Origin of the sequence: Pseudomonas sp. 8 R 14 (assembly GCF_900005955.1) — a bacterium.
Classification (GTDB): domain Bacteria; phylum Pseudomonadota; class Gammaproteobacteria; order Pseudomonadales; family Pseudomonadaceae; genus Aquipseudomonas; species Aquipseudomonas marginalis.
On the sequence record NZ_CVTH01000035.1, the window covers coordinates 35588 to 52303 of the forward strand.

The 16716-nt window shown below is 60.6% G+C and carries 18 protein-coding genes; 13 read left to right on the plus strand and 5 right to left on the minus strand.

Translation table 11 applies throughout. The features are described 5' to 3' along the window. Positions 1-70 precede the first annotated feature (70 nt). On the plus strand, positions 71-481 hold the full coding sequence (locus tag BFQ01_RS06055) for a hypothetical protein (RefSeq protein ID WP_065924590.1): 411 nt from the start codon (positions 71-73) through the stop codon (positions 479-481). Positions 482-555: 74 nt separating this feature from the next. Here the strand turns inward: BFQ01_RS06055 and BFQ01_RS06060 are convergent, their stop codons facing one another. Continuing rightward, entirely contained in the window at positions 556-891 is a 336-nt protein-coding gene (locus BFQ01_RS06060) for a hypothetical protein (protein WP_065924591.1), read from the minus strand. A gap of 90 nt (positions 892-981) precedes the next feature. Between BFQ01_RS06060 and BFQ01_RS06065 the strand changes: the two genes are divergently transcribed. The 4 genes from BFQ01_RS06065 (at position 982) to glsB (ending at position 3146) form a co-directional block, all read left to right on the plus strand. Next, complete coding sequence (locus BFQ01_RS06065) at positions 982-1326, plus strand: hypothetical protein (protein WP_053134342.1); 345 nt, start codon at positions 982-984, stop codon at positions 1324-1326. Positions 1327-1385: 59 nt separating this feature from the next. Beyond that, positions 1386-1781: a hypothetical protein gene (locus BFQ01_RS06070; RefSeq protein ID WP_083244848.1), complete on the plus strand. Its 396-nt coding sequence runs from the start codon at positions 1386-1388 to the stop codon at positions 1779-1781. Further along, the gene (locus BFQ01_RS06075; protein WP_065924593.1) at positions 1771-2157 is read left to right on the plus strand and encodes a hypothetical protein; all 387 of its coding nucleotides are present in this window, start codon (positions 1771-1773) and stop codon (positions 2155-2157) included. Before BFQ01_RS06070 ends, BFQ01_RS06075 begins: the two co-directional genes overlap by 11 nt. An 80-nt stretch (positions 2158-2237) precedes the next feature. Further along, positions 2238-3146 carry a glutaminase B gene (gene glsB, locus BFQ01_RS06080; RefSeq protein ID WP_027607252.1) on the plus strand — a complete coding sequence of 303 codons (909 nt, stop codon included), beginning with the start codon at positions 2238-2240 and terminating at the stop codon, positions 3144-3146. Positions 3147-3183: 37 nt separating this feature from the next. Here glsB and BFQ01_RS06085 read toward each other — a convergent pair whose 3' ends face one another. The 3 genes from BFQ01_RS06085 to BFQ01_RS06095 form a co-directional block, all read right to left on the minus strand. Beyond that, positions 3184-3423: a DUF6124 family protein gene (locus tag BFQ01_RS06085; protein ID WP_065924594.1), complete on the minus strand. Its 240-nt coding sequence runs from the start codon at positions 3421-3423 to the stop codon at positions 3184-3186. Positions 3424-4100: 677 nt separating this feature from the next. Next, a complete protein-coding gene (locus BFQ01_RS06090; RefSeq protein ID WP_065924595.1) occupies positions 4101-5345 on the minus strand; it encodes a saccharopine dehydrogenase family protein in 1245 nt (414 codons plus the stop codon). Between the two features lie 28 nt (positions 5346-5373). Next, positions 5374-6471, minus strand: coding sequence for a carboxynorspermidine decarboxylase (locus tag BFQ01_RS06095; protein ID WP_027607243.1), 1098 nt, complete (start codon positions 6469-6471; stop codon positions 5374-5376). Positions 6472-6826: 355 nt separating this feature from the next. Between BFQ01_RS06095 and BFQ01_RS06100 the strand changes: the two genes are divergently transcribed. The 7 genes from BFQ01_RS06100 to BFQ01_RS06130 all read left to right on the plus strand — a co-directional run bounded on the left by BFQ01_RS06100 (position 6827) and on the right by BFQ01_RS06130 (position 13786). After that, positions 6827-7846 (plus strand): LacI family DNA-binding transcriptional regulator, encoded by a 1020-nt coding sequence (locus BFQ01_RS06100; protein ID WP_027607242.1) that lies wholly within the window; start codon positions 6827-6829, stop codon positions 7844-7846. After that, complete coding sequence (locus tag BFQ01_RS06105; RefSeq protein ID WP_065924596.1) at positions 7830-8834, plus strand: ABC transporter substrate-binding protein; 1005 nt, start codon at positions 7830-7832, stop codon at positions 8832-8834. The genes BFQ01_RS06100 and BFQ01_RS06105 overlap by 17 nt, the downstream gene beginning before the upstream one ends. Beyond that, positions 8835-9653 (plus strand): ABC transporter permease, encoded by an 819-nt coding sequence (locus BFQ01_RS06110; RefSeq protein ID WP_053134326.1) that lies wholly within the window; start codon positions 8835-8837, stop codon positions 9651-9653. Continuing rightward, the gene (locus BFQ01_RS06115) at positions 9650-10444 is read left to right on the plus strand and encodes an ABC transporter permease (protein WP_065924597.1); all 795 of its coding nucleotides are present in this window, start codon (positions 9650-9652) and stop codon (positions 10442-10444) included. The genes BFQ01_RS06110 and BFQ01_RS06115 overlap by 4 nt, the downstream gene beginning before the upstream one ends. Next, on the plus strand, positions 10441-11472 hold the full coding sequence (locus BFQ01_RS06120) for an ABC transporter ATP-binding protein (protein WP_065924598.1): 1032 nt from the start codon (positions 10441-10443) through the stop codon (positions 11470-11472). The genes BFQ01_RS06115 and BFQ01_RS06120 overlap by 4 nt, the downstream gene beginning before the upstream one ends. A 10-nt stretch (positions 11473-11482) precedes the next feature. Continuing rightward, a complete protein-coding gene (locus tag BFQ01_RS06125; protein WP_065924658.1) occupies positions 11483-12316 on the plus strand; it encodes a phosphodiesterase in 834 nt (277 codons plus the stop codon). 150 nt (positions 12317-12466) lie between these two features. Beyond that, positions 12467-13786, plus strand: coding sequence for an OprD family porin (locus BFQ01_RS06130; protein WP_065924659.1), 1320 nt, complete (start codon positions 12467-12469; stop codon positions 13784-13786). A gap of 132 nt (positions 13787-13918) precedes the next feature. Here BFQ01_RS06130 and BFQ01_RS06135 read toward each other — a convergent pair whose 3' ends face one another. Continuing rightward, positions 13919-15562 (minus strand): sensor domain-containing diguanylate cyclase, encoded by a 1644-nt coding sequence (locus BFQ01_RS06135; protein WP_065924599.1) that lies wholly within the window; start codon positions 15560-15562, stop codon positions 13919-13921. Between the two features lie 294 nt (positions 15563-15856). Here BFQ01_RS06135 and BFQ01_RS06140 point away from each other — a divergent pair, with 294 nt between their 5' ends. Beyond that, a complete protein-coding gene (locus tag BFQ01_RS06140) occupies positions 15857-16618 on the plus strand; it encodes a M12 family metallopeptidase (protein WP_141691248.1) in 762 nt (253 codons plus the stop codon). Positions 16619-16716: the final 98 nt, after the last annotated feature.

Below are 16716 nucleotides of genomic sequence, written 5' to 3' on the forward strand. Positions count from 1 at the left end.
CTATTCTGTGCAATGCCGTCCAGGGGCTCGAGCTTTATATTGAGATCCACTCTCATTAAGGAGCTTTGCCATGCGATTCGACAGTACAACGTTCCCTGTGGTGAAAATCGTCTTCGATGCGCCCAGCGAGGGTGGGCCGCAGGATGCTTTCCTGGCTTTTGAAGGACTATTGGCGAGGGAGCAGGCCTTTATGTTGCTGCACGAAAAATCCGTGGATGAAAACAACCATGAGCACTCCCACGAAGAGCGTAAGCAGGCGTCGATCTGGATGAAGAAAAACAAACAGGCGCTGCGCATGTTCGTCAAAGGCATGATCCAAGTTGAGCCCAGTGCCGCTAAACGCCTGGCACTCAAGCCGTTTGCGGTGATGTTCAGCAAGGCCTGGGGCTACCCGTTGCTGGTGGTGGAATCCAAGGACCAGGCCTGGGCACTGGCGCAGGATGTGCTGGATGAGCGGGTGTCGGAGGTGGCGCATTTTTGAAGGGTAAAGTGGAGCAAAAAATGTGCGAGCGGGTCTGGCCGCGGGCCCGCTCCCACATGGGTTGGTGGTATGGCTCAGTCCACGCAGTTCGCTCGGCCCAGCTTGCCTTTCTCCACCGTCGCCGAGCAGCCGAAGTGGCCGTTATCCACTTGGCACGCGCCGGTCACCGGACCGTTGCCGGACTGGGTGGTGACGCTGGTCTGGCAATCGCCTTCACACTGGCTCGAATCGGTACATGCCTTGCCCGCATCCTTGTACGGGGTGATGCATTTCCAGCTCTGCAGCTTGCCGACTTGCTTCATGGTACCGCCGCCTGCCAGGCAGGTGGACGCCGCAGCGTCCTGGGCGGGTGGGGTCGTGGTACAGGCCGATACCAGCAGTACAGCGGCCAGGCCAATCATCAATTTCATGCAAAGTCCTCGTGGAGTAAGCGCAACGGTGCAGTGTACGGGCATATGGACTACTTTGATTGACAAGCGATCCCCACCCGGTAATGACTCATGCGCACGTTATGGAAGCGGTATGTGGCCCTGCTGGAAAACGACCTGAGCACGCAAATTTTCGACAACGTCAAAAACCTGCTGGTGTGCGCGCTGCTGTTTGCGGCGGGCACCAATACCCTCGTGGGGCAGCAGGACCTGTTTATCGGGGTGTTTGCTTCCAGCGTGGCAGGGTGGGGGCTGATCCTTCTGTCGACAGTGCTGATGCTGTTGAACGTCAGCGATGGCATTCGCCGGCTGGCCAAGCTGCGTTATCACCTGGCATTGCAGCTGTTGCTGATCCTGGTTTATCTGGTGGTGGCCGAGCGGGTGGTAGAGATTGTGTGGGGCTTCAGGGCGCATTGAATCGAGGTGTTCACCACGTTCGCGCTAGAATTGCCCGCCCGCGGACCAGGATGCGCACCATGCACACGCTTTATTGTTACGTCGATGGATCTGACAACCAAGCAATCGAACCGGTATTGGCCGACGCCTTTCGCGCATTGGTCAGCGATTGGGCGCAATATTGCGCCGTGTTTGTGAATCACCAGCACGAGCGTACACCCGACCTGGCGCCTGATGATCTGAATGACTGGTTTATCGGGCTCAACCTTCCTTTATCTCGCGTCAGCCAATCTCAAATTGACCAATTGGTCGTGTTTGCCAAAGCCCTGGCTGGCGCAACAGGGCGTGATTTTGTGGTGGGTATTTCGTTGCCGTCGGGGCTTTGCGAGGACCTGGTGTTTCTCGACGCGAACGCTGACGAGACTGAGGGATTACGCTTGTACACACGGTTGGAGGCTGCGCTCCATGGGGCTTGATATTCATCTTGAGGCTGATAAGCGAATGTCCCTGGTCCATCTGGCTGACGCCGTGAACGCGGTGGGCGTTGCTGAACTGGAACAGAATGAACACTCGGTGGTGGCGCACTTTCATTCAGGTCTTTTTCTGAGCGGCTGCTATGAAGTGGATGATCCTGATATTCGGGCGCAAGGCCCGAGCGATCTGGCATTTCCGGTGGCCGTTCGTGGTTATCTGCGCATCAAGGGGCCTGCGCCGGAGGACGCTGATCCATTGGCTGACGTCAGGCACCTGGTTGAGCAACTGACTGCGAGGTGTGAGGCCTGTTTCTTGATATCGTTTCAGTACGAGTCCCTTATGTATTGCCGGGACGAGGAGGGCCTTCACGTTATGTAGTACGCCACCTGGCCTGCGTGTTTCAGGTATCCTCCGCACCCCGCTTTCCACTGATTCAAAGACAGATGACAGGACAAGACATGCAGGCGCTGCTGGAGTCGATCCTCGACGAAGTGCGCCCCCTGATCGGCCTCGGCAAAGTCGCCGACTACATTCCCGCGCTGGCCGATGTACCGGCCAACCAACTGGGCATCGCGGTATACGGCAATGACGGCTCGGCCTACCGCGCCGGTGACGCCGATACGCTGTTCTCGGTGCAGAGCATTTCCAAGGTGTTCAGCCTGGTGCAGGCCATCGACCACGGCGGCGAAACCATCTGGGAACGCCTGGGCCACGAGCCTTCGGGGCAACCGTTCAACTCGTTGGTGCAACTGGAATTCGAACGCGGCCGCCCGCGTAACCCCTTCATCAATGCCGGCGCACTGGTGATTTGCGACATCAACCAATCACGCTTTGCCGTGCCGATCCTGTCGATGCGCGACTTCGTGCGGCGCCTGTCGGGCAACCCGCAGATCCTGGTCAACAGCGTGGTCGCCGACTCCGAAGCCCAGCACGGCGCACGCAACGCCGCCATGGCCTACCTGATGAAGTCCTTCGGCAACTTCCACAACGATGTGGACGCGGTGCTGCACAGCTACTTCAACTACTGCGCCCTGCAGATGAGCTGCCTGGACCTGGCCAAGGCGTTCAGCTTCCTCGCCAACGAGGGCACCAGTGCCCACAGCGGCGAACAGATCCTCACCGCGCGGCAGACCAAGCAAGTCAACTCGATCATGGCTACCAGCGGGCTGTACGACGAGGCGGGCAACTTTGCCTACCGCGTGGGCTTGCCGGGCAAGAGCGGTGTGGGCGGCGGCATTGTCGCGGTGGTGCCGGGGCAATTTACCGTGTGCGTGTGGTCGCCTGAGTTGAACGCGGCGGGGAATTCGCTGGCGGGTATCAAGGCGTTGGAGTTGTTGAGTGAGCGGATTGGGTGGTCGGTGTTTTGAGCTCGTTCCCACGCGCGTGGGAACGATGATCTGGGTGTCATGCCGCTGGATGGGCTTCATCCAATGCTTTGTCTACCAACAGTTGCACACCTTCCAGCATTCGGCAGATACCCAACGCCACATTGCGTTGCGCACCGTCGATTTCAAAGGCCAGGTGAGTGGCGATGTCGGTGATGGAGGATAGATCCTGGGAGGCGTTGACCAGCAGGGTTTCCGCGCCCAGGTCGGGGCGCACGGTGAAGAGTTTATCTGGAGGATTTGGGGTGTCTTTAATCATGGTGGAACTCCGTCGACAAGTGGAGCCGCCAGCGTTCGCGGTCAAACGAAGAGGGTGGCAGCTGTACGCGGGTTGACCGACCGGTTGTCAACGAACCCGGCATACCCGAAAGTATCCCGCGCACAACTGCCGCGACACGATACCTCAGGCACAAAAAAAACGCCTGGGATAGGTGCAGGGCGTAGCAGTTCGTTAACAAGGCCGGACGGTCAAATCCGGTCGCTGAATTGGCAGCGACGGCGCAGAGGTTAGTCAGCCGCGTTCCGAGCGACAACCTGAAACAGTCGTGGGAAAACGCTGAGAGTCTGGGGCGAAGTGCTATCCCTGTGGGAGGGGCTTGCCCCTGATAGCAGTGTGTCAGCCAAGATGCATCAACTGACACGGCCTCATCGGGCATGAGTATCTACACAACTCTTAAAGGCTTATACATAACTCTGTGGTGAGCGGGCTTGCCCCGCGCTGGGCTGCGAAGCAGCCCCAATCCAGGCACCGCGTTTTTTCAGTCATAACCCATTGGCCGGTTTTGGGGCCGCTTCGCAGCCCAGCGCGGGGCAAGCCCGCTCACCACAAAAGCCCCCTCCCACATTTGGATCTTTATTGGTTTGTAATCGCTACCTACCCCAAACAAAAAATGCGCCCCTGAGGGCGCATTTTTTTGTTCGGTCAGCTATCGCCTATCAGGCAATCGCATCCCAGGCCCGATCACCGTTCTCGTCCTTGATGCGAGTCGGCAGGCCCATCACGTCCAGCGCCTTGAGAAACGGCTCAGCCGGCAGTTCCTCGACGTTGGCCATGTGTTTCACATCCCACTCGCCCCGGGCGACCAGCAGCGCTGCGGCTACCGGTGGAACGCCTGCGGTGTAGGAGATGCCCTGGCTGTCCGTCTCGGCAAAGGCTTCTTCGTGGCACGCCACGTTGTAGATGAACATCTCGCGTGGCTGGCCATCCTTGGTGCCTTTGACCAGGTCGCCGATGCAGGTCTTGCCGGTGTAGCCCGGGGCGAGCGAAGACGGGTCGGGCAGCACGGCCTTGACCACTTTCAACGGCACCACTTCCAGGCCTTCGGCGGTGGTGACCGGCTTCTCGGAGAGCAGGCCGAGGTTTTTCAGCACGGTGAACACGTTGATGTAGTGTTCGCCGAAGCTCATCCAGAACCGCACGTTGGGCACGTCGAGGTTTTTCGACAGCGAGTGCACTTCATCGTGGCCGGTGAGGTAGAGGTTCTGCGAACCCACGACCGGCAGGTCGTCGGTGCGTTTGACTTCGAACATGGTGTTGCTGGTCCACTGGCTGTTCTGCCAGCTCCACACCTGCCCGGTGAATTCGCGGAAGTTGATTTCCGGATCGAAATTGGTGGCGAAGTATTTGCCATGGGAGCCGGCATTGACGTCGAGGATGTCGATCGAATCAATGCGGTCGAAATGCTGTTGCTGCGCCAGCGCGGCATACGCGTTGACGACACCCGGGTCGAAGCCCACGCCAAGGATGGCGGTGATGTTCTTCTGTTTGCACTCTTCCAGGTGGTTCCATTCGTAGTTGCCGTACCACGGCGGGGTCTCGCAGACCTTGCCCGGCTCTTCGTGGATGGCGGTGTCGAGGTACGCAACGCCCGTGTCGATGCAGGCACGCAGTACCGACATGTTGAGGAACGCGGAACCCACGTTGATGACGATCTGCGATTCGGTCTCGCGGATCAGGGCCTTGGTCGCTTCCACGTCCAGGGCGTTCAGCGCGAAGGCCTGGATGTCGGCGGGAACCTTGAGGCTACCCTTGGCCTTGACGCTGTCGATGATGGCCTGGCATTTGGAGATGTTGCGCGACGCGATAGCAATACGACCGAGTTCGTCGTTGTGCTGCGCGCACTTGTGGGCCACCACCTTGGCGACACCTCCTGCACCAATGATAAGAACGTTCTTTTTCAATTGCTTTATTTCTCCTATATCCGCCAGCTTACGAAAGGCTGGACAGGTAGTCGTCGTAACCAAATTCACGAACCACTTCGACTGTACCGTCGAGTTGTTTCACTACGATGGACGGCATTTTCAGGCCGTTGAACCAATTTTTCTTGACCATGGTGTAGCCCGCGGTGTCGATGAACGACAGCCGATCGCCGATGGCCAGCGGACGATCAAATTGATACTCGCCGAAGATGTCCCCGGCCAGGCAGGATTTGCCGCACACCATGTAGGTGTGTTCACCCTCGCTCGGCGCCAGCTTGGCGTTGAGGCGATAGATCAACAGGTCCAGCAGGTGGGCTTCGATGGAGCTGTCCACGACGGCGAGGTTTTTGCCGTTGTAGAGGGTGTCGAGCACGGTGACTTCCAGGGAGGCGCTGTTGGTGATCGCCGCTTCGCCGGGTTCCAGGTAGACCTGCACGTCGTACTTCTGCGAGAACGCCTTGAGGCGCTGGCAGAAGGCGTCGATGGCATAGCCTTCACCGGTGAAGTGGATGCCGCCGCCGAGGCTGACCCAGTTGACCTTGTGCAGCAGCGCGCCGAAGCGTTCTTCGATGGTGTTGAGCATCTGGTCAAACAGGTTGAAGTCGCCGTTCTCGCAGTTGTTGTGGAACATGAAGCCGGAGATCTGCTCGATTACGCCTTCGATCTTCACCGGGTCCCATTCGCCCAGGCGGCTGAACGGACGCGCCGGGTCGGCCAGCAGGTAGTCGGAGCTGCTCACCTGCGGGTTGACGCGCAGGCCGCGGGTCTTGCCTTCGCTGCGTTCGGCAAAGCGCTGCAGCTGGCTGATGGAGTTGAAGATGATCTTGTCGCAGTTATCGAGCATCTCTTCGATTTCATCATCGGCCCAGGCCACGCTGTAGGCGTGCGCCTCACCTTCGAACTTCTGGCGACCGAGCTTCAACTCATACAGCGACGACGAGGTAGTGCCGTCCATGTATTCCTGCATCAGGTCGAACACCGACCAGGTGGCAAAGCACTTGAGCGCCAGCAGGGCCTTGGCGCCGGACTGCTCGCGCACGTAAGCAATCTTCTGCATGTTGACCAGAAGCTTCTGTTTATCGATGAGGTAGTACGGCGTTTTGATCATTTTTGAGAGCCTGCGGCGGTGCCTGCCAAAAAAGGACACGCATTGTGCCCGCACTTGGATCGAATCGAAAGGTTAGTGGGCGGATTTTGCACGCCGGTTTTTCAAGCATAGCCCCGGAGTATGACTATCTAAGGATATGCACCGGCCCGGTGTGGGAGGGGGCTTGCTCCCGATAGCGGTGGACCAGCCCGCCAATAGGGTGCCTGACACACCACTATCGGGTTCAAGCCCCCTCCCACATTTTGGCCTATGTGACTTTGTTGCACTGCCATCAAACCGTCATCTCCCCACCACCTTCCTGCCACATTCCGCCGTTACTGTCCTCGCCAATGAGATCGATCTCAAGCGAGTAAACATGACTGACCTGAAAGACGTAGCGCGACTGGCCGGCGTATCCCGCGCGACCGCCGCCCGCACCTTTGCCTCTCCCGACCAGGTGCGCCCGGCGACCCGTGAGCAGGTGTTCGCCGCTGCCCGGGAGTTGGGGTTTCGGCCCAACCTGCTCGGCCGCCAACTGCGCCTGCAAACGACCCAGTTGATCGGCGTGGTGGTGCCCAACCTGCTCAACCCGGTGTTCGCCGAACAGTTCCAGGCCATGGAGCGTGCCGCACGTTTGCGTGGCTACAGCCTGGTGCTGGCGACCACCGACTACAGCAGCGAGCGCGAGTGCATCGTAGTGGAAGAACTGCTGCGCCAGCGCGTCGATGGCCTGGTGCTGACGGTCACCGATGCCGAAAGCAACAGCGTGCTCAGCAGCCTGAATACCGAACGGACGCCGTTCGTGCTGGCCTATCACCAACCGAGCAACCCCAACTACAGCGCCGTGTCGGTGGACAACCGCGCCGGCATGGCCTTGGCCACGCGTTACCTGCTGGAGGCCGGTCATCGACGCATCAGCATGGTCGCCGGCCCCGCCTTGCAGTCCGACCGCGCACGCCTGCGCTATGCCGGTTACTGCGACGCGATGAAGGCATACGGTCTCAAAAGCCGCGCGGTGATCGAAATGCCCGCCCATACCCAGGCTGAATTCGCTGCCATCCAGCCGTACCTCAACGGCCCCGACGCCCCCAGCGCGCTGGTGTGTTCCAACGATTTCCTGGCTATCAGCCTGATCGCCGAGCTGCGCCGCAACGCCTGGAATGTACCTGGGCAACTGTCGGTGATGGGCTTTGACGGCATCGCCCTCGGCACCCAGATGCACCCGACCCTGTGCAGCGTGGTACAGCCCATCGCGCTGCTGGCCAGTACGGTGATTGACCAACTGCTGGCGCAGATCGCCGGCAACGATCCCATTTCCCATTGCCTGCCTTGCCATATCCGGCCGGGCGAAAGTACCCAACCCTTTGAGGAGTCCCTTGATGCGCGCATTCAGTAAAACCCTGGCCACCGTGCTGCTCTGCGGTGTGGCCAGCCTGGCCCAGGCCGCCGACACCGCGATTTGCTACAACTGCCCGCCGGACTGGGCCGACTGGGGCACCCAGCTCAAGGCCATCGCCGCCAGCACCGGTGTGCAGGTGCCGCTGGACAACAAGAACTCCGGCCAGTCCCTGGCGCAACTGGTGGCCGAAAAGGCCGCGCCCGTCGCCGACGTGGTCTACTACGGCGTGACCTTCGGCTTGCAGGCGCAAAAGGCCGGCGTGGTCGAGGGTTATAAGCCCAAGGGCTGGGAACAGATCCCCGCCGGGTTGAAAGACCCCGCCGGCCAGTGGTTTGCGATCCACTCCGGCACCCTGGGCATCATGGTCAACGTCGAGGCATTGGGTGGCCTGCCGGTGCCGCAAAGCTGGGCCGACCTGCTCAAGCCTGAATATAAAGGCATGGTCGGCTACCTGGACCCGTCCAGCGCTTTCGTCGGTTACGTCTCTGCCGTGGCGATCAACCGCGCAATGGGCGGCGACCTGGACAACTTCGCCCCGGCCATCGACTACTTCCAGAAACTGGCGAAAAACGCCCCCATCGTGCCCAAGCAGACCGCCTATGCGCGGGTACTGTCCGGCGAGTTGCCGATCCTGGTGGACTACGACTTCAACGCCTACCGCGCCCGCTACAAGGACAACGCCAACGTCGCCTTCGTGATCCCCAAGGAAGGCAGCATCAGCGTGCCCTATGTGATGAGCCTGGTGGCCAACGCACCGCACCGCGCCAATGGCGAGAAGGTGCTGGACTTCGTATTGTCGGACCAAGGCCAGGCCCTCTGGGCCAAGGCGTACTTGCGCCCGGTACGCCCAGTGAACATGCCGGCCGATGTCGCCGCGCAGTTCCTGCCCGACAGCGATTACGCCCGCGCCGGTGTGGTGGACTATCAGAAAATGGCCGCTGTGCAGGAAGCCTTCGCCGCCCGTTACCTGAACGAGGTCAAGTAAGTGGCTGCATCGGCAAAACAGGCAGCCTGGGCGCTGGCCCCGGCCTTTGCAGTGCTGTTCGCGTTCTGGCTGCTGCCGCTGGCACACTTGATGGTGCTCGGCGCCGATAGCCGCGACAGCCACGGCAGCGGCTATTGGCAGGTGCTCAGCAGCGCGCAGTACCTGGGCAGCCTGGCGCAGACCTGCGTGCTGGCCATCGTGGTGACGTTCACCGCGTTGTTGATCGGTGGCATCAGCGGCGTGTTCCTCGCGCGCCAGCAGTTTTTCGGGCGCTCGGCGTTGGTGGCGTTGCTCACGTTTCCCCTGGCGTTTCCGGGGGTGGTGGTGGGCTTCCTGGTGATCCTGCTGGCCGGGCGCCAGGGGTTGCTGGCGTCCCTGGGCCTGCAATTGGCCGGTGAGCGCTGGATCTTTGCCTACTCGCTGGCCGGGCTGTTTGTCGGCTACCTGTACTTCTCGATTCCGCGGGTGATCCTCACGGTGATGGCCGCGTGCGAAAGCCTCGACCGCAGCCTGGAAGAAGCCGCGCATTCGCTGGGAGCAGGGCACTGGCGGGTGGTCTGCGACGTGATCGTGCCGGGCCTGGCGCCGGCGTTGGCGTCCTGCGGTGCGATCTGCTTCGCCACGTCCATGGGCGCGTTCGGCACCGCGTTCACCTTGGGCACGCGCCTGAATGTAACCCCGGTGGCGATCTACAATGTATTCACCAACTACGCCAATTTTGCCGTCGCCGCCGCGTTGTCGGTGGTGCTCGGCGCGGTGACCTGGGCGGTGCTGTTGCTCACGCGACGCCTGGTGAAAAATGCGGGGACGGTCTTGTGAAACGCTCATCGCTGTTTGTGATGCAACTGCTGTTCACCCTGCTGGTGTGCGCGTTCATGCTGGTGCCGGTGCTGATGTCGTTGCTGGCCGGGTTGACGCGCAATTTCTTCGTCGGCCTGTCCAGCGGCCTGACGTTCGACTGGCTGATCCAGGTATGGCAGGCCTATTCGCCCACCGTATGGCTGTCGTTGCAATTGGCCCTGGCGTGCGCGGTGTGTGTCTGCGTGATCGGCGTGCCGGCGGCCTATGCGCTGGTGCGCATGAACAACCGCTTCAGCCGTGCCTTCGAAGAGCTGATGGTGCTGCCCGTGGCGATGCCGGGGCTGGCCAGTGCGCTGGCGTTGCTGCTCACCTATGGCCAGTTCGGCACTTTTCGCAGCAGCTGGTTGTTCATCCTGGTGGGCCATGTGTTGTTCACCTTGCCGTTCCTGGTACGTCCGGTGATGGCGGTGATGCAACGCCAGCAACTGCCGGTGCTGGAAGAGGCGGCGGCCAGTCTGGGCGCCGGGCCGATCAAGCGCTTTTTCAGCGTGGTGGTGCCCAACTGCCGGGCGGGGATTCTGGCGGGCGTGCTGATGGTGGTGACCTTGTCGTTGGGGGAATTCAACCTGACCTGGATGCTCCACACGCCGATGACCAAGACATTGCCCGTGGGCCTGGCCGACAGCTACGCCTCGGCGCGCCTGGAAATCGCCAGCGCCTATACCCTTATCTTTTTGCTGATGATCGTGCCGCTGCTGATTGCGTTGCAGGCCATCAGCGCTCGTTTGTCCCGTGGAGAGCGTCGATGACCGCTATCACTATCCGCCTGCAAGGCTGTCGCAAGGCATTCGCCGACGGCACCGTGGCTGTGCATGACCTGAACCTGACCGTCGAAGGCGGTGAGACCCTGGCGATCCTCGGCCCGTCCGGCTGCGGCAAGACCACCACCTTGCGCCTGATTGCCGGCCTGGAACGCCCGGATGTGGGCCAGGTTTTTTTCGGCACCGACGACGTCACCCGCCTGCCCATCGAGCGCCGCGACGTGGGCATGGTGTTCCAGAACTACGCGCTGTTTCCCAACCTCGATGTGGCCGGCAATATCATCTACGGCTTGAAGATTCGCGGCATGGCGCCGCTTGCGCGGAACAAGCGCTGTGAGGAACTGCTGGAGTTGGTCGGCCTGCAACAGCATGGCAAGCGCAGCATCCACGAATTGTCCGGTGGCCAACGTCAACGGGTGGCCCTGGCCCGTGCCCTGGCGCCGCGCCCTAAAGTGCTGTTGCTGGATGAACCGCTGGCCGCCCTGGATGCGCAATTGCGTGAGCGCCTGCGCAGCGAGCTGAATGAACTGCTGCGCGGCCTCGGTATCACCTCGGTATTTGTCACCCACGACCAGGGCGAAGCCATGGCCCTGGGCGATCGTATCCTGGTGATGGAGCACGGCCGCGTCGCGCAACTGGCCAGCCCACGGGAGATCTACCAAAAGCCGGCGAATGCCTTCGTCGCCGGTTTTGTCGGCAACCTCAATGCCTTTGCCGTCACCTCGCGAACAGCCCATGGCCTGAAAGTCTGCGGCGGCGAGTTGCCGTGGCAGGCCGTCGACGTGCCCAACACGGTGTACTGCCGCCCCGAACACTTGCGGGTGATGGAGAGCGAAGGGCACTTGCACGGCCATCTATTGGCGCAGTTTTTCCAGGGCGCGCAAAGCCGCCTGTTGGTGGACGTGGGCGGCCCGCAACCGCTGCTGGTGGACTGCAGCGATAACCACCTGTACGCCGTCGGCGCGCCGATTGCCCTGGCGATTGCGCCGCACATGTTGTTCACCCTGAATGCGTGAGAGTTTGCTTGTGAATCGTCCGTTTCTTGTTGCGCAAATCAGCGACCTGCACCTTAAAGCCGGCCAGCGCCTGACGTATGGGGTGGTCGATACCCTGGGCGCGCTGCGCCGTGCCGTCGACCATTTGAACGCCAGCCACCCACGGCCCGATATCGTGGTGGTCAGCGGTGACCTGGTGGACTTCGGCCGCGCCGATGAATACGCCGTGCTGCACCCCGAACTCGCGCGCCTGCACATGCCGTGCTATCTGGTGCCCGGCAACCACGACACACGCGGTCCGTTGCTCGAGGCATTCCGTGATCACGCCTATTTGCCGTTGTCGGCAGAGGGCCCGTTGGACTGGGTGGTGGACGAGCATCCGCTGCGTTTGATCGGCCTGGACTCGACTATCCCGGGTGGGCACGGCGGCCAGCTACTGGACAGCCAATTGCACTGGTTGGACGCGCAACTGGCACGCCGCCCGGACGTGCCGACGTTGCTGATCCTGCACCATCCACCGTTTATCAGCGGCATCGGCCATATGGACCGCGAACCCTTTATCAACGCTGCGGCGCTGGAAGCAGTTGTGTCTCGCCACCCGCAAGTGGAACGCCTGCTGTGCGGGCACCTGCACCGACCGATGCAACGACGCTTTGGCGGCAGCTTGAGTTGTGTGTGCCCCGGTACTTCCCATCAGATTGTGCTGGACCTGCAGGACGCCGCGCCCGCGCATTTCAATCTGGAGCCGGCGGGGTATCTGTTGCATCGCTGGGATGCGCAACAGGGCCTGATCAGCCACAACGGCGTGTTCGGGGATTACCCGGGGCCGTACCCGTTTTATGACGCTCATGGATTGATTGACTGAGGCTTACGGAGGTTTCACTTCACTCAACTCGCTAACAACTAAGCAACTGAATAACCGTTAACGCCGCGGCCAACTTCACATTTGGCCGACGGCATCCTGCTGCCCATTTTTTGCGCCCGGAACCTGGGTTCCGCGCCGGAGTTCGTCCTGATGAAAGCCACGTTGAATGTATTAAGTGTATTGACCGGCGGCCTGGGCATTGCCCTGAGCCCCTTGGCGTCTGCTGACTTTTTGAGCGACAGCAAAGCCAACTTGAGCATGCGTAACTTCTACTTCAATAACGACAACCGCGACGGCACGGCGGCACCGTCGAAGACCGAAGAGTGGGGCCAGGCCTTTATCCTCAACTACCAGTCGGGCTTCACCGACGGCACCGTCGGTTTTGGCCTGGACGCCATCGGCATGCTCGGCGTGACCCTCGACAGCAGCGCCGCGCGCCATGTCGGCAGCTCGATGATCCCCACCGAAGACGGCAAGGCCACGGATAACTGGGCCCGTGGTGGCGCGACGGCCAAGGCGCGCTTTGCCAAGACCGAAGCGCGCTACGGCTACCTGCGCCCGAACCTGCCGATCCTGGTGAGCAACGACGGCCGCCTGTTGCCGCAGTCGTTCGAAGGCGGGCAGGTCACCAGCAAGGACATCGACAACCTGACCCTGGTCGGCGGCCAGCTTGAGCACACCACCGGTCGCGGCTCCAGCGACCGCAGCGGCCTGGCAGCGGCGGGCGGTACCCGGGAAAGCAATAAATTCACCTACGCCGGTGCGGACTATCAACTGACCAAGGACCTGATGGTCCAGTACTACTACGCCAACCTCGAAGACTATTACCAACAACATTTCGCCGGGTTGATCCACGTATTGCCGCTGGGCGAATACGGCTCATTGAAAACCGACCTGCGCTACTTCAAGACCAGTTCCGACGGCAAAAACAGCAGCGCCGCCGGACGTGCCGAAGGCTACAAATTGGGCGGCTTCACCAAGAACGGCAACGGTGAAATCGACAACAACACCTGGAGCGCCGCGTTCATCTACTCCCTCGGCCCGCACGCGATCACCGCCGGCTACCAGCAAGTCTCGGACGACAGCAACTTCGCCCAACTCAACCAGGGCGGCCTGGTGAACAAAGGCGAGGGCGGTGCCAGCCTGTACCTCTACACCGACCGTACCGTGCAGACCTTCATCCAGGCCGGCGAACGCACCGGCTTTGCCCAGTACGCCTACGACTTCGCGTCGCTGGGTGTACCCGGCCTGAAGGCCTCGGTGATGTACCTCAAGGGCGAGCACATCCTCACCACCAGCGGCAACGACGCCAGCGAGTGGGAGCGGGACATCTCGTTGGATTACGTGGTGCAGAGCGGCACGTTCAAGAACGTCGGCTTCGGCTGGCGTAACGGCGTGTCACGCAGTGAAGTGGCGCGGGACCAGGACCAGAATCGGGTGTTTGTGAGTTATTCGATTCCGTTGATGTAGTACCGCTGAGCCCCTCATCTTTGTAGGAGCGAGCTTGCTCGCGAAAAACGTCAACGATAACGCGCCTGTTCAGAATGCCAGCGGTGTCCTTGGGTTCTTCGCGAGCAAGCTCGCTCCTACAGGGGGGCTTGCTCACGCCACCCGATTCCTGCCCGCGCCCTTGGCCTCATACAAGCGCATGTCCGCGCGCTTGAGCAATGCCAGGGAGTCGCGGTCAGAAGGCTCGGCCACGCCCACGCCGATACTCACGGTCAGGCGACCCACGCTTGGGAACACTGCCGCTTCGACAGCCACACGGATCTTTTCGGCGACCACGTCAGGGCTGTCCGGCGCTTCGACTTCCGGCAGCAGCACGGCGAATTCTTCTCCGCCATAACGGGCAACGAAGTCGGTGGCGCGCGTGGTGTTTTCTATCAGGGCTGCCAGTTGGCACAGCACATCGTCACCGATGGCATGGCCGTAGGTATCGTTGACGCGCTTGAAATAGTCGGCGTCGATCAGCAGCAGGGCGAAGGTGCGGCCGGTACGTTGGAACAGCAGGCTGTTCTCGGCGAGTTTTTCGTCGAAGCGGCGCCGGTTGAACACGCCGGTGAGGGCGTCGTGGGTGGCCAGCTTGAGCAGGTCGGCGTTGGCCTGGGTGAGGTCGGCGGTGCGTTGCGCCACGGTGGCTTCCAGGGAGGCGTTGGCGTCTTGCAGTTCACGTTCCTTGGCGAGCAGCGATTGCGTCATGCCGGTGAGCGATTGTCCCAGTTGGGCAATCTCCAGCACCGGGTGTTCCTGGGGGAAGACCGCGCCGGGCTGATGGTCCTGCACCTGTTTGGCGGACTTTGCCAGGCGCTCGATGGGACGGCTGAGGGAGGAGGCGAGGTAATACGCGGCCACTACAAAAGTGATCGCCGCGAGCAGGCCGAGCACGAGCAATTTGTACAGCAGGCTGCGCGCCGGTTGCAGGGCTACGTCCAACGGCTGGCGCACCATGATGTACCAGTTCATCCTGGCGTTGGACGGGCTTGGCACGGCGACGGAGGCCGTGACGTAGCCGTTGCCGGAGAACCAGCCGGCCGACGTGAGCAGCTTGTCTGAGGGTATCTGTTCACCCGCGAGGGCTTCGGGGTAAAGCACCTTGCCATCGAAGTCGACAATCAAGGCCTCGATATCGGGGAGGGCGTCTTTTTGCGTTACGGCGGAATCGACGATCTGCGTCACCCAGCGCCAGTGGGCATGGGCGCCCAGTACGCCAATCGTCTCGCCACGGGCATTGCGAATCGGCGCGGCAAAGTCGATAAAGCGCAGCGGCTCGCCATTCGCCGCGCCCGGCAGCAGTTTGGCCAGCAGCACTGCCTCGTGGGGATCGCCGGTGTACTCACCGCGCAGGCCGGCCTGGAACCAGGGGCGCTGCTGCACCGATTGATTGACCAGCAGCCCGTTGACGGCCTGGCGCACACGCCCGTCGGCGTCGGCAACCCCCATCCACGCGTACTCGGCGCGCGATTGGGTGCGCAGTTCCATCAAGGCCAGGATGTCCGGCGCATCCAGGTCGCCACGGCGAAACAGCGGGGCCTTGCTGAGCAACGCCACTTCCAGCTGCCGTTCGCGCAGTTGCACGGCCAGCAGCGCCGCCGTCGAGCGCGCAGTGCTCAACAGCGTATTGGCGCTGGCCTGTTTCATCTGCTCGGTGGCGATGTGCCCCACGTAGAAACCCACACTCAACAAGATGAGCAGCGACAACCCGGCAAACCATAGGGTGAGGTGACTACGCAGGCTGGCTTTGATCATGAGTGCTCATTTGAATGTTTGTTTGGGGCCATGGTAGGCCTAATAGATAGGTCGCGACCAGCGGTGGGTGATCTGCAGTGGAGTGCTATTCATTGCAGCCGCTCATTCCCTGGAATTTGCGCGCATTGGACGCAATCAGTGAAACTGAAGCAGACGCGGGAAGTGCTCTGGAAGGGCGAACTCGGCGAAGCCGGCATGTGTGCCGTTGCTCGTAAACTTTCGTCATAGAGTCTGAGGAACGAATAACGCTGAAGTACGACGTACCGGGAATACGTCACAGCCGAGGACACTACGTTGAACGTTAATCCGAATGCCTACTCAAGTGCTTTTATACCACCCCATCAGCCCAGCGACAGCGTCGACCAAGCCAACAGTAAAGCTGCATCTGTACTTTCCAGAGGAAAGCGAGGGGTCGCTACTCAAGATGGACTGTGGCCGCAACATTCAACTCTAAAAATTTCCATGGCGGGCATGACCGATGAGCAAAAGAAATTCACAAGAGACAACATCAATAAGTGGGCGCCTCACGTTAACTTGAAGTTCGACTTCACTGACAAGCCCGGTGGGGATATCAGAATTGAAGGGGGGGACGGCAATTGGTCAGGGTTGGGCACTGAATCGAAACGTCAAGACGCCGATAAACCAACCATGCTCATCAACTTCAAGAACGGGATGAATTCAGGGAGTGCAGCCACGATATTGCATGAGTTTGGCCATGCCCTAGGGCTGCATCATGAACACCAACATCCGGAAAACACCTTGGATTTGAACATTTCGCAGATTTACCCAGCGCTGGCCAGCCAAGCTGATCGAGAAGGGGTTGACTACAATATGAAAAAAATAACTGAAGGTGTCGTCAGTGCCCCCTACGATCAAAAATCCATTATGCATTACGGTTTTGCTGCCAATTGGCTCAACGACGGCAAAGCCATCGAGGGAAATAGCGAACTCTCAAAGGGTGATATCAGTTTTATACGTTCACTCTATCCTCCCAAGATAAGAAAGCCCGTCTCCTCCCCATGGTGGGACTACCGTGGCCTTTACAAGCGTTCTTGAGATGCTCCAGCGGCACAGGGCGGTGGCTGTTGAGGTGCTGCTGGTGAATATGAATAAAACTCTTGCTCATCAGTAGTAAAATGAGTTTGTCTCATTAT